This window comes from Streptomyces sp. HUAS CB01 (assembly GCF_030406905.1).
GTDB classification, from domain to species: domain Bacteria; phylum Actinomycetota; class Actinomycetes; order Streptomycetales; family Streptomycetaceae; genus Streptomyces; species Streptomyces chengbuensis.
The window spans coordinates 7,915,392-7,929,089 of the sequence record NZ_CP129137.1; the positions used below are offsets into that span (position 1 = coordinate 7,915,392).

Annotated in this window: 10 protein-coding genes and 7 pseudogenes; 12 read left to right on the forward strand and 5 right to left on the reverse strand. The window is 68.8% G+C overall.

Annotated elements, in window-relative coordinates:
• The first annotated feature begins 197 nt into the window (after positions 1-197).
• A complete protein-coding gene (locus QRN89_RS34630; RefSeq protein ID WP_290353360.1) occupies positions 198-1,964 on the forward strand; it encodes an FAD-dependent monooxygenase in 1,767 nt (588 codons plus the stop codon).
• 68 nt (positions 1,965-2,032) lie between these two features.
• Here QRN89_RS34630 and QRN89_RS35905 read toward each other — a convergent pair whose 3' ends face one another.
• The 3 genes and pseudogenes from QRN89_RS35905 to QRN89_RS35710 form a co-directional block, all read right to left on the reverse strand.
• Positions 2,033-2,521: an FAD-dependent monooxygenase gene (locus tag QRN89_RS35905; RefSeq protein WP_290353361.1), complete on the reverse strand. Its 489-nt coding sequence runs from the start codon at positions 2,519-2,521 to the stop codon at positions 2,033-2,035.
• Positions 2,518-3,006 (reverse strand): annotated as a pseudogene (locus QRN89_RS34640) (fumarylacetoacetate hydrolase family protein); the annotation flags it as partial. The pseudogene QRN89_RS34640 and the gene QRN89_RS35905, both read right to left, overlap by 4 nt.
• Before the next feature lie 244 nt (positions 3,007-3,250).
• Positions 3,251-3,544 carry a TetR/AcrR family transcriptional regulator gene (locus QRN89_RS35710; RefSeq protein ID WP_356948684.1) on the reverse strand — a complete coding sequence of 98 codons (294 nt, stop codon included), beginning with the start codon at positions 3,542-3,544 and terminating at the stop codon, positions 3,251-3,253.
• A 289-nt stretch (positions 3,545-3,833) separates the two neighbouring features.
• On the opposite strand from QRN89_RS35710, the gene QRN89_RS34645 reads away from it, so the two are divergent.
• The 3 genes and pseudogenes from QRN89_RS34645 to QRN89_RS35910 form a co-directional block, all read left to right on the forward strand.
• Complete coding sequence (locus QRN89_RS34645; protein ID WP_290353362.1) at positions 3,834-4,283, forward strand: Het-E N-terminal domain-containing protein; 450 nt, start codon at positions 3,834-3,836, stop codon at positions 4,281-4,283.
• Between the two features lie 5 nt (positions 4,284-4,288).
• The gene (locus tag QRN89_RS34650; RefSeq protein WP_290353363.1) at positions 4,289-7,168 is read left to right on the forward strand and encodes a tetratricopeptide repeat protein; all 2,880 of its coding nucleotides are present in this window, start codon (positions 4,289-4,291) and stop codon (positions 7,166-7,168) included.
• 114 nt (positions 7,169-7,282) lie between these two features.
• Positions 7,283-7,623: pseudogene (locus QRN89_RS35910) on the forward strand (transposase); the annotation flags it as partial.
• A 20-nt stretch (positions 7,624-7,643) separates the two neighbouring features.
• Here QRN89_RS35910 and QRN89_RS34660 read toward each other — a convergent pair.
• Positions 7,644-8,066 (reverse strand): annotated as a pseudogene (locus tag QRN89_RS34660) (transposase); the annotation flags it as partial.
• Between the two features lie 41 nt (positions 8,067-8,107).
• On the opposite strand from QRN89_RS34660, the pseudogene QRN89_RS34665 reads away from it, so the two are divergent.
• A pseudogene (locus QRN89_RS34665) lies at positions 8,108-8,443 on the forward strand (transposase); the annotation flags it as partial.
• On the opposite strand, the gene QRN89_RS34670 reads toward QRN89_RS34665, so the two are convergent.
• Positions 8,395-9,072: a hypothetical protein gene (locus QRN89_RS34670; protein ID WP_290353364.1), complete on the reverse strand. Its 678-nt coding sequence runs from the start codon at positions 9,070-9,072 to the stop codon at positions 8,395-8,397. The pseudogene QRN89_RS34665 and the gene QRN89_RS34670 sit on opposite strands and share 49 nt — an antisense overlap.
• 192 nt (positions 9,073-9,264) lie before the next feature.
• Here QRN89_RS34670 and QRN89_RS35915 point away from each other — a divergent pair, with 192 nt between their 5' ends.
• The 7 genes and pseudogenes from QRN89_RS35915 to QRN89_RS34700 form a co-directional block, all read left to right on the forward strand.
• On the forward strand, positions 9,265-9,570 hold the full coding sequence (locus QRN89_RS35915; protein WP_435833289.1) for a transposase: 306 nt from the start codon (positions 9,265-9,267) through the stop codon (positions 9,568-9,570).
• Positions 9,567-10,208, forward strand: a complete 642-nt coding sequence (locus tag QRN89_RS34675) for an IS3 family transposase (protein ID WP_435833290.1) — start codon at positions 9,567-9,569, stop codon at positions 10,206-10,208. The genes QRN89_RS35915 and QRN89_RS34675 overlap by 4 nt, the downstream gene beginning before the upstream one ends.
• 15 nt (positions 10,209-10,223) lie before the next feature.
• A protein-coding gene (locus tag QRN89_RS34680) for an IS5 family transposase (protein ID WP_435833291.1) occupies positions 10,224-11,020 on the forward strand; the annotation gives its coding sequence in 2 pieces (ribosomal slippage) (positions 10,224-10,554 and positions 10,554-11,020; 798 coding nt in all).
• Between the two features lie 51 nt (positions 11,021-11,071).
• Positions 11,072-12,163: pseudogene (locus QRN89_RS34685) on the forward strand (IS30 family transposase); the annotation flags it as partial.
• Between the two features lie 105 nt (positions 12,164-12,268).
• Positions 12,269-13,033, forward strand: coding sequence for an IS5 family transposase (locus tag QRN89_RS34690; protein WP_290353365.1), 765 nt, complete (start codon positions 12,269-12,271; stop codon positions 13,031-13,033).
• Positions 13,034-13,133: 100 nt separating this feature from the next.
• Positions 13,134-13,433, forward strand: a pseudogene (locus QRN89_RS34695) (integrase core domain-containing protein); the annotation flags it as partial.
• A 33-nt stretch (positions 13,434-13,466) separates the two neighbouring features.
• Positions 13,467-13,691, forward strand: a pseudogene (locus QRN89_RS34700) (transposase); the annotation flags it as partial.
• Positions 13,692-13,698 lie beyond the last annotated feature (7 nt).

A 13,698-nucleotide genomic window follows, 5' to 3' on the forward strand; every position in this document is an offset into this window, starting at 1 on the left:
GCGCCCGCAGCGACCGGGCGTCTCTCGGAACCGACCAGCCTTTCGCATCCGTTCGCCGCCGCTCGCTCAACCCGCGAACGGGACGGGCATCCCGCCTCGATCAATCGACCGGGGAAACGCCCTTGGCGCTCTTCCCCCGCCGCCCTTGAGCCGTCCCCACGCCATGGCCCCGAGCCGTGACACCCCATGGAGTACCCGTGAACGACATCGACGTCCCCGTCCTCATCGTCGGCGGAGGCGGTGCGGGGCTCACCGCCTCCATGCTGCTCAGCCGCATGGGCATCGAGTCCCTGCTGATCACCGCCTGGCCCAGCACCTCCGTCCTGCCCAAGGCCCATGTCCTCAACCAGCGCGCCATGGAGATCATGCGCGACGCCGGCGTGGCCGACACCATCTACGCCGCCTCCACCCCGGCCGAGCAGATGTCCCACACCGCCTGGTACGTCGGCCTGGCAGGCGACCACGAAGACTACGGCCGCAGGGTCGCCAGGATGGAGGCTTGGGGAGCCGGCGGGAACTCTCCGGAGTGGCTCGCGGCCAGCCCCGAGCGACAGGCCAACCTGCCCCAGATCCGACTGGAACCGGTCCTGCGCACCCGCGCCGAGGAACTCGCCACGGGCCGGGTCCGCTTCCACCACGAGCTGACCGCACTCGCCCAGGACGACGAGGGCGTCACCGCCGCCGTCACCGACCGCGAGACCGGCGAGACCTACCGGGTGTGGGCCCGCTACCTGCTGGGTTGCGACGGCGGCCGCACCGTCGGACCCGCCCTGGGCATCGTGCAGGAGGGTGTGCGCGACCTCGCGCGTGTGGTCTCGTTCCACCTCTCCGCCGACCTGTCCCGCTGGGCGCGCGACCCGGAGGTGCTGATCCGCTGGTTGTGGCTGCCCGGCCTCGGCATCCCTGGTGTTCTCGTGCCCATGGGCCCCAGGCACTGGGGTCCCGAGTCCGAGGAGTGGGTCTTCCACCTCAACTACGGGCCCGATGACGGCCGCGCGCTGGACGACGAGTCGGTACTGGCCGACCTGCGCACCGGACTGGGCCTGAGCGAGGAGGACGTGACGGTCCACATGATCTCCCGCTGGACCCTCGAGGGCGTGGTCGCCGACCGCTACCGCGTCGGCCGCGTCCTGATCGCCGGCGACGCCGCCCACCGGCATCCGCCGACCGGCGGCCTCGGCCTGACCTCCGCCATGCACGACGTCCAGAACCTCACCTGGAAGCTCGCCGCCGTGCTGAACGGCCATGCCGGTGCTGCCCTGCTGGACACCTACGAGGCCGAGCGGCGCCCGGTGGACGCGACCAACGTCCAGCGCTCGCTGGAGAACGCCATGAACCACATCGCCATCAGCGCCCTCTTCGGCGGCGGGCCCGAGGCCGACGAGGAGGAGAACTGGCGGCAGGCACGCCGCCTGTGGAGCGAGGATCCCGCCGACGCCGACTTCCGCCGCACCTTCCTCGCTGCCGTGGCCGCCCAGTCCATGGAGTTCAACGAACTGGGCGTGGAGTTCGGCTACACGTACGAGTCCGCGGCCGTCGTTCCCGACGGCACTCCCGCACCCGGGAACCCCGACCCGGTCCGCATTTACCAGCCCGCCGCTCGCCCCGGACACCCGCTGCCCCACGCCTGGCTGGAGGACCTCGACGGCCGTCGCGTGGCCCTGGCCCGTCTGGTGCGCCCCGGCCGCTTGCTGCTGATCGCCGGGGAGGACGGTCAGGCGTGGTGCGAAGCCGTCGAGAAGATCGCCGCCGAGAGCGGGCTGCCGCTGGACGCGATCCGGGTCGGCCATGTCGACGGCGACTACCGCGACCTGCGCTCCACCTGGACCGCCGCCCGAGGTCACACACCGCAAGGCGCCGTCCTCGTGCGCCCGGACCGCTTCATCGGCTGGCGCGCCGAGGGCGCGGCCACCGACCCGGTCGCCGAACTCACCGCCGCACTGGACTCCCTCCTCGCACGGTAGGAACCGGTCACCTGCCGTGCCACCCGGCCTGCCGATCACCGCCGCAGTCGGCGGGCCGGGCCCCGCCCTCACCCCCGCCTCGCCTCTGGGACACCGCGGCACCCCAGGCCGGCGAAGTAGGCGACGAGGTCCGGGTTGTCGACCGCGGAGGGATTGAGGACCTGCTCGGCGGGCGCGCCCTGGAGCAGGCGCTTGACCGGGACTTCACGTTTCTTGCCGGTTCTGGTGTGCGGGATGGCCGCCACGGCGAGGATCTCGTCGGGGACGTGGCGGGGTGAGGCGCCGGTGCGGATGGCGTTGCGGATCTTCTCGCGCAGGACGTCGTCCAGCGTGACACCGGGGGCGGGTACGACGAAGAGGGGCACGTGGACGCCGACGCTCTGCAGGATCCGGCGGACCTCGTCGTCCACGACGACGGCCCGTGGCAAGGGGTAGACATCGGGGTGGCGTTCGAGGAGCAGGCTGCGCACTCCGTACCGGGCGAGCAGGAGCGCGGCCGTGACTCCCACGGGTCCCGCACCGATGATCACCACCGGTGTCCGGGATGCGGCCTTCATGGTGTGTCCGTAACGGGGGTCCGCTGCTCGCCGAGGTCGATCTGCCCGTCGGGGGTGGCGATCGTGGCGGTGATGAGGTCACCGTCGCGCAGGTAAAGGGGGTTCTTGGCCTGGCCGTTGAAGAACGCCTTCCACTTCAGCGCGGGCGGCAGCAACGCGCTGATCTTCGCGATCGGCTTGGGCGGGGCCTTCAGGGCGGTGCCGCCGGGAGTGCCGGTCAGCAGCAGGTCGCCCGGGTCGAGGGTCTGGAAGCGGGCGAGCAGGGTGAGCGCCTGGGCCGGTCGTACGATCATGTCGGCCAGGGTGCGGTCCTGGCGCGGCACGCCGTTGACCGACAGCCGCAGTCGCAGGTTCAGCAGATGAGCGAAGTCCTCGGGCTCCAGCAGAGCCAGATACGGACCGGTCGGTGTGAAGGTCGGGTATGACTTGCTCTCGTAGAACTGGGTCTTGGTCAGCTGAACGTCGCGGGCGCCGACATCGTTGGAGGACGGGTGCTGGTAGGTGGTCCGCGAAGACGCCGTCGCGCTGAGCGCGCCGTAGGGTTGCGATGGCTTCTTCGCGGGCCGGTGCCAGGGTGGCGTGGATCGTCTCCTCTCCCAGATGGCGCCGTCCCAAGGTGATGAGCATGCGGTAGTGGTCGCCCACTGTCCATGCCGCCGGCACCATTCGTGTCATCGCCTCGATCGGGTCGGCATCCGCGGTACGGGCTCTGGCGAACGCCTGCCGGAGTTAACGGCCTGCTTTTTGTGTCAGGTCGGCGATCAGTGCTCGGCGGTTGGGGAAGTGTCCATAGAGGGTGCGCCGGGCGAGGCCGGCTGCCTGAGAGATGCTGTCGAGACTCGCGTCCGGGTCCTCCCGCAGTTTCCGCCGGGCGGTCGCGAGGATGCGGCAGCCATCTCCTCGCCTCGTTTCAGCCCGCCGCCTCCGCCCAGCCCGCGGCACCCACCCCGGAACAGCCCCCGGCGAACCCCGCGACACCGGAGACGGCCCCCGGCCCCAGGCCCCCGCTCCCCAGATGGACACCCAGCCTCCCGGCGTCAGCGCCTACTACCGGCCGAGGCACTCACCACCATCCTCGCGGCGGTCTTCACTCTCAGCCTCCGCTTCGGACCCGCCCTCGCGAAAACCGACGTCGAAGGCCTCCTGCGCCTGCTCCGCAACACACCCCCCGTCCCGCTGACGCACGTGAGAGGGACAGGAAACTGCTCTCCCTGCCTGAGTGGGCTCCTGAAGCTTGTTCAGTGCCTTGACGGCGTGAGGGGTACAGCGCGCTGACGGGCCGCAGTTTCCTGAACCCCAGGAACGAGCATCCATGAACCTTGTAATGTGCGTCGAAACGGTGGGGAATGCGCAGGGGGAGGACATTATGGATCCGATTTCGGCGGCGATCGTCGGTGCGGTGGCCGCGGGGCTCCTCCAAGGGGCAGGGGACGCCAGCCAGCAGGTGGTGGTTGACGGCTATCGGCGGCTCAAGAACCTGCTGGTCGGCCGGTTCGGCGAAGGCAGCGACGTTGTCGAGGCGGTCGAGGCCGTCGAAACCCGTCCGGACAGTGCCGGCCGACGCGAGGTTCTGGCTGAGGAGGTGGTCCGCAGCGGCGCCGACCGGGACGACGAGATCGCGGCCGCCGCTCGGGACTTGCTTGCGCGTCTCCAGCAGGATCCCGCCGTCGCGTCGTCCGTGCAGCAGGCCATCGGTTCCTACATCGCGCAGGCGGACCGGCACGGTCACGCGGAGGTGAACGTCAACCATCCGAAGGCATAGGGACCGTGGACCGGCAGGTCGGCGCCCAGAGCGCCAGCGGCAGCTACATTGCGCAGGCCGCCGAAGGCGGCACGGCGATCGTCGCCACATACAAGGTGGCGCCCGCGCCCCCGCCTACCGCGGGCGCCGTCGCGGAGGGAGCGCGGATACTCGCGCGGCTGCCGACCCAGGCCGTGCCCGACCCGGCGGCGCTGCCGCCGCAGTCCCGCATGCCCCTCGCCCGCAACCGCCTCTTCACCGGCCGTGCCCCGGAACTGCAGTGGCTGGCCCGTCATCTGGGCCCGCGGGACGGGCAGGTCCCGACCGTCGTCCTCGCCGGACTCGGCGGTGTCGGGAAGAGCCAGATCGCCAGCGAATACGTCCACCGCTACGGCGCCTTCTACACCGGCGGCGTCTTCTGGGTCAGCCTGGCCGATCCGGCGACCGCTCCACACGAGGTCGCGGCATGCGGTGGCACAGAAGGCATGGACCTGCGGTCCGACTTCGCTGCTCTCGCTCCCGCGCAGCAGGTGGCTCTCGTCCGCGGGGCCTGGCAGAGCCCGCTGCCCCGTCTCCTCGTCTTCGACAACTGCGAGGACGAGGAGACGCTGGAGCGCTGGCGGCCGCCGTCGGGCGGATGCCGCGTCCTGGTGACGAGCCGACGCTCGGCGTGGGACCCGACGATGGAACTCGACGTCCGGGAAATCGACGTGCTGCCGCCGGACGACGGGCTCGCCCTGCTATCCCGGTACCGCCCGCCGTCCTCGCTCGCCGAGAGCCGGGCACTGGCCGCCATCGCGGACGAGCTCGGGCAGCTGCCCCTTGCCCTGCACCTGGCCGGCAGCTACGTCAGCCGTTTCAAGGCGGCCATCACTCCCGACGGCTATCTCAGCCAGCTGCGCAGCTCACCAGCGGTCGACCACCGCTCGCTGTCGGCGTCCGGCATCTCACCGACACGGCACATCCAGACCATCGCAGCCATGTTCGCCCTCAGCGTGGACAGGCTCGACGACGAGCCGACGCGGCAGTGCCTCCTGCACGCCGCCTACCTGGCGCCCGGGCAGGGCATCCCCCGACCGTTGCTGCTCAGCTCGCTCGGGCTCGACGACGGCGAGGACGCTGCCATGAATCTGGAGGAGGCGCTGCAACGCCTGGCCGATCTGGGGCTCGTGCAGATGGCCGTCGACGGTGCGCCGAGGCTGCACCGGCTGGTGGCCGCCTTTGTGCAGGACCGGCTGGGAAACCCGGAGAGCCTGCGCCAAGTCGAGTCGGAGGCATGGGTCCATTGCGATGTTCATGCATTCGGCGGCACCCCCGCCATGCGGGCGGTCTTGGAGCCGCACCTGCGCGTGCTGACCGAGCGGGCCCTGCCGCGCCGGGACCTCGTCGCCGTGGCGCTCGCCAACGTCCTCGGTCTCTACCTGAGCCGCCGCGGTGACCGCGACGGCTCGGTGTCGTGGCTTCAGCAGGCTCTGGCCATCAAGGAGGAAATCTTCGGCGTTGACGCGCCGGAGACCGCGAAGGAGCTGAACGACCTCGGTTACGCCTACCTCGGCGGGCCTACCCGGGTCCTGGCGGAGCCTTACCTGGAACGCGCCCGGCGCCTGTGGGATCCGCGTCGGGAGGCCACCAACCTGGCCGCCACGCTGGACAACCTCGGCCAGATGCAGATAGGCAGCGGCCGCTGGGATCTCGCCGAGCCGTACCTGCGCGAGGCCCTCGACATCCGACTGAGGGATCTGGGCCCGGACGCCTACCCGACGAGCGTCACGATGATGAACCTCGCCCAAATCGCCATCGAGCAGGGTGACCTGGCCACCGCCACGGACCTGGCGCGGCAGGCGGTCGACATCCGTGAGTCCCTAGGGGAGCGATGCGATCCCACATCCACCGCGAGGAGCCACATGATGCTGGGCCACATCCTGCATCAGGCGGGCGAAGGCGCCGCGGCCCGGCGACACGACGAAAGAGCGCTGGAGCTGTACCAGACCGCGCTCGGGACCCGGCACCCGCAGACACTGTCTGCCGCCGTCCGCGCCAGCTCCCGCGCCCTCGAGCAAGGTGACCTGACCAGCGCCACCCGGCTCATAGAGATGTCCGGCGCATCCGGCGATACGGTGCACGACGATGACCTGCTGGCCGCAACTTCCGGGACTGACCTGAATAACTTGGGGTTCGCGTTCTGGATGACCGGCGACTACGCGGCGGCTCGCCGCCTGTACGGCATGGCCCTCGGCCGCAGTGACACGCAGGCAACGACGCTGAACAACCTGGGAATGATCAGCGAACGGCTCGGCGAGTACGAGACCGCCGCAGAGCACTACCGCCAAGCGTTGACCCTGCTTGGCGACGAGACAACGTCCCGCTCGAACCCACCCCTGCGAGCTCGCGTGCTCAACAATCTCGGAGTCAGCCTCGCACTCGGCGGCGAGCCCGGCGCGGGCGGCCGATGCCTGCGGGAAGCATTGAACATCCGGCGCGACATCCAAGGCGAACTGGGCCACGACTACGCCGTCACCATACGCAACCTCGGACTGGTCGCACAGCGGGAGGGCCGCCTGGACAAAGCGCAACACCTGTTCGAACACGCCCGCAACCTTCTGAGCAAGACGCAAAACGCGGAATACGGCCGAACGCTGCACCTCCTCGGCGAACTACGCCACACCCGCGGCGACCACGCGGGCGCCGCCGCCGACCTGCGCGCCGCACTTGGCAATAGAACAGCGGCCCTCGGCGCGGAGCACCCGGACACAGCCATGACCATGCAGGCCCTGGCCGCCGTCCTACTCCGGACAGGCCATGCCCAAGAGACAGGCGACCTGCTCCAGAAGGCACTACAGGTGTTCGAGCGCCGCTTTGGTCCCCAGCATCCATGGACGATGGACCTCCGTGCAATGCTCAGCTGATCCACCCGCCGGGAGACATCAATGCTGCTTCAGGACGCCCGGAGCAGCAGCACCCGTTCCAGCCGCCTTTCGCGGCGATGTCCAATGAGGGTCATCGACGGCACCTGGGAACGGGTGTTCACCGCGCTCATCGCACAGGCCGACGCCGAGGAAGACCTCGGCTGGGCCGTCTCGGTCGACTCCACTGTCGTGCGGGCTCACCAGCACGCGGCTGGGGCCCGCAAAAGGGGGCCCCGGCCGGCGAGCCCGATGACAATGCCATCGGCCGGTTTCGCGGCGGACTGACCACGAAGATCCACCTCGCCTCTGATGCCCACTGCCGACCACTGGCCTTCGTGCTCACCGCCGGACAGGCCGGTGGCGCACCCGCCTTCGCTCACGTCATGGCCCGTCTCCGCGTGCCTCGGCAGCGAGGACGTCCCCGTACCAGGCCGGACGTGGTCCTGGCCGACAAGACATCCCACGCGGATAAGCGTCAAGCCGCGGTGGTGGAGTGGTCTTCCAGCGGCTGAGTTGGGAATGCTTTCGCTTCGTCGTAGTGCCGGCCGTGTTGGAGGCAGTGGAAGAGCATTCCGATGAAGCGGTTGAAGAGGTTGCGCTGAGCGGCGACGTGGCGGTCGCCGGCTTCTCTGCGGCGGTCGTAGTGGGCTCTGGCGCCGGGTGATCTGGTGAGAGAGACGAAGGCCCACACGTAGCCGACAGCCGCCAGCCGCTGGTTCTTGACCTTTCGGCTCATGACGACGCAGCTCTTGCCACTGGCCCGGGTGACCGGGGCGCTTCCGGCGTAAGCCTTGAGCGAGCCGGCGTTCGCGAACCGGGTCCGGTCGTCGCCAATCTCGGCCAGGACGCGGGCTCCGGTTAAGGATCCAAGGCCCGGAAAACTGGTGCGAACCCGCGACCATGATCGCGGCCCGCGTACCAGCCTTCGCGTCCCATTAGGCGTACTCCTCCCGCGCGATCCGCGAGCACCTGCGCAAGCGCGGAATTCGGGCGGTCATCCCCGTTCCGGCCGATGAACGCGGCCACCGGCTGCGGCGCGGCAGCCGAGGTGGCAGGCCACCCGCCTTCGACCGCGAGGCGTACAAGCAGCGCAATACCGTCGAGCGGTGCATCAACCGCTTGAAGCAGTGGCGTGGCATAGCCACCCGCTACGAGAAGACCGCAACCATCTACCTGGCCGGACCCTACGTCGCCGGCGTCTTTCTTTGGTCTGCCAGGCCCACGACTCAGGAGCAGGAGCGAGCCGCATCCTCCCAGGCGCCGGGGCTGCGGTAGCGGTTCTTGTGCCCGGCGGCGAGTACGTGGCGCAGTTGGGCAAGGTGCTGGGTGTTCGGGGGGAGATCCAGCTGGTCGAGGAGGGCCAGTGCGGCGGCCGGTTCCAGGTCGCCGTAGACGTCGTGGAAGCTCGCCAGGAGGCCGCGGAAGACGGCCGCGTGCAGGGCGGGAAGCCGCATGGCGGTGCGGTACGTCGGCTCCTTCACCGTCCAGCGCACCGGGCCTGAACATTCCAGAACGCTACGGGCTCGGCGGAGCAGGGCTTCCGATCGCTCGGCCACCACGCGGTCGATGTCGTTACCGAGGACCTCGGCGAAGGCCGTCGCGGAAGTGGTGTGGTCCTCGAACCAGTCCACCCACAGCGAGTAGGTGACGGCCTCGACGTCCCGGTCCGCCTCCAGCCGCTGACGGTAGCCGTCCCACAGCACGTCGGCCGGCAGGGGGCCCTCCGCATCGTCGTTCGCGAACCGGATCTCGCACGTGACCCAGTGGTCGTCGAGGAGGTCCAGCAGCCCGAAGGCCAACCGCAGCTGGTCGGCTGCATCCAGGTCTTCTGCGAACACATCGCCGGCCCAGGACTGCGCCACCTGGTTGGCGGTGAACAACACGTCCGGCTTCTCGTCACTCACCCACCCGTCGCCCACCTGGCGGACGCCCTGATCAGCCAGCCAACGCCGCGCTGCCTCCTCGGCTTGTATCTCCACTCGGGAAGTATGACAAGCCTCGCAAGATCCGAACGAAACGGCGGGCCTTGACCCCGGGTTTTGGACACCGGAGACACTTGGATCTTGATGGTCCGGGAGAACGGAGTCCCTGTGGGGATGAGGCATTACCCCGCCGAGTTCAAGGCGGACGCGGTCGCGTTGTACCGGTCGCGGCCTGGAGCGACGATCAAGTCGGTCGCTGGTGATCTCGGTGTGAACACCGAGACACTGCGGAACTGGATCCGGGCCGCCGACGGGCGCCGCCCTGGCGCCCACTCCGCACCGCCGGCCGCTGCCCGGAATGGCGGTGACGACGTCCAGGCGGAACTGGCCGCGGCACGTAAAAGGATCCGTGAGCTGGAGGAAGAACGCGACATCCTGCGCAAGGCAGCCCGGTATTTCGCGACGGAGACGCGCCGGTGAACCGCTGCCAGTTCGTCCAGGATCACCAGCGCCGGTTCGGCGTGAAGCGGCTCTGCGACATCCTCGGCCTCTCCCGCTCGAGCTTCTACTACTGGCGCCGCACCGCCGCCGCAAGGGCGGCTCGGCAGGTCGCCGAGGCCGAGCTCGCGGCCCGGATACGCACGGTCCATCAGGAATCCGACGGCACCTACGGGGCTCCCAGGATCACCGCCGAACTCCGCGACCAGGGCGAACGGATCAACCGCAAGCGCGTCGCGAGAGTCATGCGGACCATCGGACTCGAGGGAGTGCGTCTGCGCCGCCGACACCGAACCACTGTCCCGGACCCGACCGCGGCCAAGGCCCCCGACCTGATCGGTCGGGACTTCACCGCGACGCAGGTGAACACGAAGTACGTCGGCGACATCACATACCTGCCGGTCAGCGGCGCGAAGCCGCTCTATCTCGCAACCGTCATCGACCTCGCCTCGCGCCGTCTGGCCGGGTGGGCGATCGCCGATCACATGCGAACCGAGCTCGTCACCGACGCCCTGGCGGCAGCAGAGCGAACTCGCGGCAGTCTCGACGGAGCGATCATGCACACCGATCACGGATCGCAAGGCGGATTCAGAGGTCGTCTCATTTGGCCTGTTCGATAGTCTGCGGTCGTGGGGATCGTGGAGCGTCTGGTGCCGGATGAGTTGTGGGAGTTGTTCGAGCGGGTGGTGCCGCCTGCTCCGACGCGGCCGCAGGGTGGCGGCCGACGACGGTACGGGGACCGCGAGGTGCTGGCGGCGATCGTCTTCGTGGCCACGTCGGGCTGTACATGGCGGCAGTTGCCGCCATCGTTCGGCCCGTCCGGGCCGACGGCCCATCGCCGGTTCACCGAGTGGAGCAAGGCGCGGGTGTGGGCCAAGCTCCATCGCCTGGTGCTGGACGAGCTCGGCGCGCGGGGCGAGCTGGATTGGAGCCGGTGTGCGATCGACTCGGTGAACATGCGGGCCCTGAAAGGGGGGACCTGACAGGTCCGAATCCTGTCGACCGGGGCAAGAAGGGTTCGAAAGTACACTTGATCACCGAGCGGACCGGTCTGCCCCTCTCCATCGGCATCTCCGGCGCCAACCTGCACGACAGCCAGGCCCTCGAACCCCTCGTCCGAGGCATCCCGCCGATCCGCTCCCGACGCGGGCCCCGCAGGCGCCGACCGGGCAAGCTCCATGCCGACAAGGGCTACGACTACGACCACCTGCGCCGATGGTTACGCGGACGGGGCATCACCCATCGCATCGCCCGCAAGGGCATCGAGTCGTCCACGCGGCTCGGCCGCCACCGCTGGACCGTCGAACGGACGATGGCCTGGCTCGCCGGCTGCCGCCGCCTCCACCGACGCTACGAGCGCAAGGCCGACCACTTCCTCGCCTTCACCAGCATTGCCTGCACCCTCATCTGCTATCGCAGACTCACCAAATGAGACGACGTCTCAATCCGTCGTCGCAACACCTCATGATCAGCGAGGTGTGGGATGGTTCGTCGTCAGCAGGGAGCCGATCGGGCGATACGGCCAAAGTTGAGGTCTCCGGGGCATCCGAAATTTCAGCGTCATATCGAAGCAGCGTTCTGGGATGAAATCGCCAAAGGTCTCCTCGCGGAGGAAGCGGCCGCGGTTATCGGCGTGGCGCCGGCGGTGGCCACGCGCTGGTTTCGGCAGTGTGGCGGAATGCGACCGTTCGATCCGAAACCGAATTCGGGCAGGTACCTGTCGTTCTCTGAGCGGGAGGAGATCGCGCTCCTCAACGCCCAAGGCAAGGGCGTTCGCGAAATCGCTCGGCAAGTCGGCCGTGATCCGGGGACGATTTCCCGCGAGTTGCGGCGCAACGCGGCCACCAGGGGCGGGAAGCTCGATTACCGGGCTTCGGTCGCGCAATGGAAATCGGACATGGCCGCCCGCCGGCCGAAGACATCGAAGCTGGTCGCCAATCCGCGGTTGCATGCGTACGTCCAGAAGCGGCTTTCCGGACAGATCAGCACGCCCGGCGGCAGGGCGATCGCAGGACCTGCGACAGGCGCGTGGACGGGGCGGAACAAGCCGCACCGCAAGGACCGCGCGTGGGTGCAGGCGTGGAGTCCGGAGCAGATCGCGAACCGGATCAAGTTTGATTTCCCGGATGATGAGTCGATGCGCATCAGCCACGAGGCGATCTACCAGGCACTCTACATTCAGGGCCGCGGGGCGCTGAAGCGAGAGCTGATCTTGTGCCTTCGCACGGGCCGCGCACTGCGTGCCCCGCGCGCTCGTTCGCGCCGCAAGACCTGGGCGCATGTGACGCCCGAAGCGCTGATCAGTGAACGACCTGCCGAAGTCGAGGACCGTGCCGTTCCCGGCCACTGGGAAGGCGACCTGATCATCGGCCTCGAGAGGTCCGCGATCGGCACTGTCGTCGAGCGGTCAACTCGATTCACGATGCTGGTTCACCTGCCGCGCGAGGAAGGCTACCGGCACAAGCACTCGGTCAAGAATGGTCCTGCGCTGGCCGGTTATGGGGCGATCACGATGAAGACCGCCCTCGCCAATACGATGTCGACGCTGCCCGAACAGCTCGCACGGTCACTGAGCCCTTTCCAACTTGTGGCAGCAGCGAGCCAGTTGGGATGACAACGTGGTGAAGCCCCTGGTAGATGGGTTTTCGACCAAGAGAACCGTCTCCACCAGAGGCTTCGCATGCTTGTCTACCCTTCGGGCGTCGACGTGTCCAGCTCTGCCCTGCGCTTTCTGTCCGCCCGTCTGCGGCAGCACCGTCGCGCGATCGGCTCCCGCTGGAGGCGTCTGAACCCCGGCCGCCAGGCCCTGCTCGCACTCGCCCACCTGCGGATGGGAAACACGTATGCCCAGCTCGCGGCCGGATTCGGTATCGGAACCACGACCGCCTACCGGTATGCCACCGAGGCTGTCGAACTCCTGGCAGGCCTCGCGCCCACCCTGGCCGACGCGATCCGGGTCGCGTCGACGAAGGCGTTCGTGATCCTCGACGGCACACTCCTGCCGACCGACCGCATCGCCGCGGACCGGCCCTTCTACTCCGGGAAACACAAGAAACACGGGATGAACCTGCAGGTCCTCACGGATCCCTTCGGCCGGCTGCTGTGGGCCTCGCCGGCCCTGCCCGGCGCCGTCCACGATGTCCGCGCGGCCCGCGAGCACGGCATCGTCGACGCCCTTGCCGCAGCCGACATCAAGTGCTGGGCGGACAAGGCATATCGGGGTGTCGGCGGGACCGTTCGCACCCCCTACTGGGGCCGCTGGGAAACCCTTTCCACCGGTCAGCAGGCCGTCAACCGGTCCCACGCGAAGATTCGCGCACTCGTCGAGCAGGCCATGGCCACCCTCAAATCCTGGCGGCTCCTCCGCAAGCTCCGGTGCTCGACCGCCCGCGTCACCAGCCTCGTCCGGGCCGTCCTCGCCCTGCATCTGGCCAGCTCAGAGTGAGGATGGAAAAGGCTCACTGACCTGGGACTGCGGCAAGGAGATGTCGGCCCATGCGCAATTCAGAGTCGAGACGGGAATCCCCGTGTTCTTCGAATCCGGTCAATATACGAGCAGAGCCTTTGCCGAAGTCTGCAGGTCAGCAGGGGTCCGGCAGAGCATGAGCGCGGTCGGGTCCAGCGCGGACAACGCCGCCGCCGAGTCGTTCAACGCAGCCTTCAAGAGAGAGACCCTCAAAGGCCGGAAGGGCTGGCCCAGCGAGCGCGAGGCGAGACTCGACGCCTTCCGCTGGCTGACGCGATACAACACCCAACGCCGGCATTCCCACCTCGGTCAGAGGTCTCCGGTCGCCTTCGAGAACACCTTCCATCTGACGTCAACTACCCTGGACCGAGCCGCATAGACGTGTTCAAAAGCCGGGGTCAAGGCCCCCGTGGACCTGTTCGCCGCCCTGCACACCGCCACCGGCAAGGTGATCGGAACACTGTCCGCGCAGCACCGGGCCGTCGACTTCCGGGACTTCCTCGACGAGATCGACCGCCAGACCGATCCCGGCCTGGCGGTCCATGTCATCTGCGACAACCTCTCCGCCCACAAGTCCCCGGTGGTGCACAAGTGGCTGCTCGCGCACCCCCGGTTCGAGCTGCACTTCACCCCGACTTAGACGT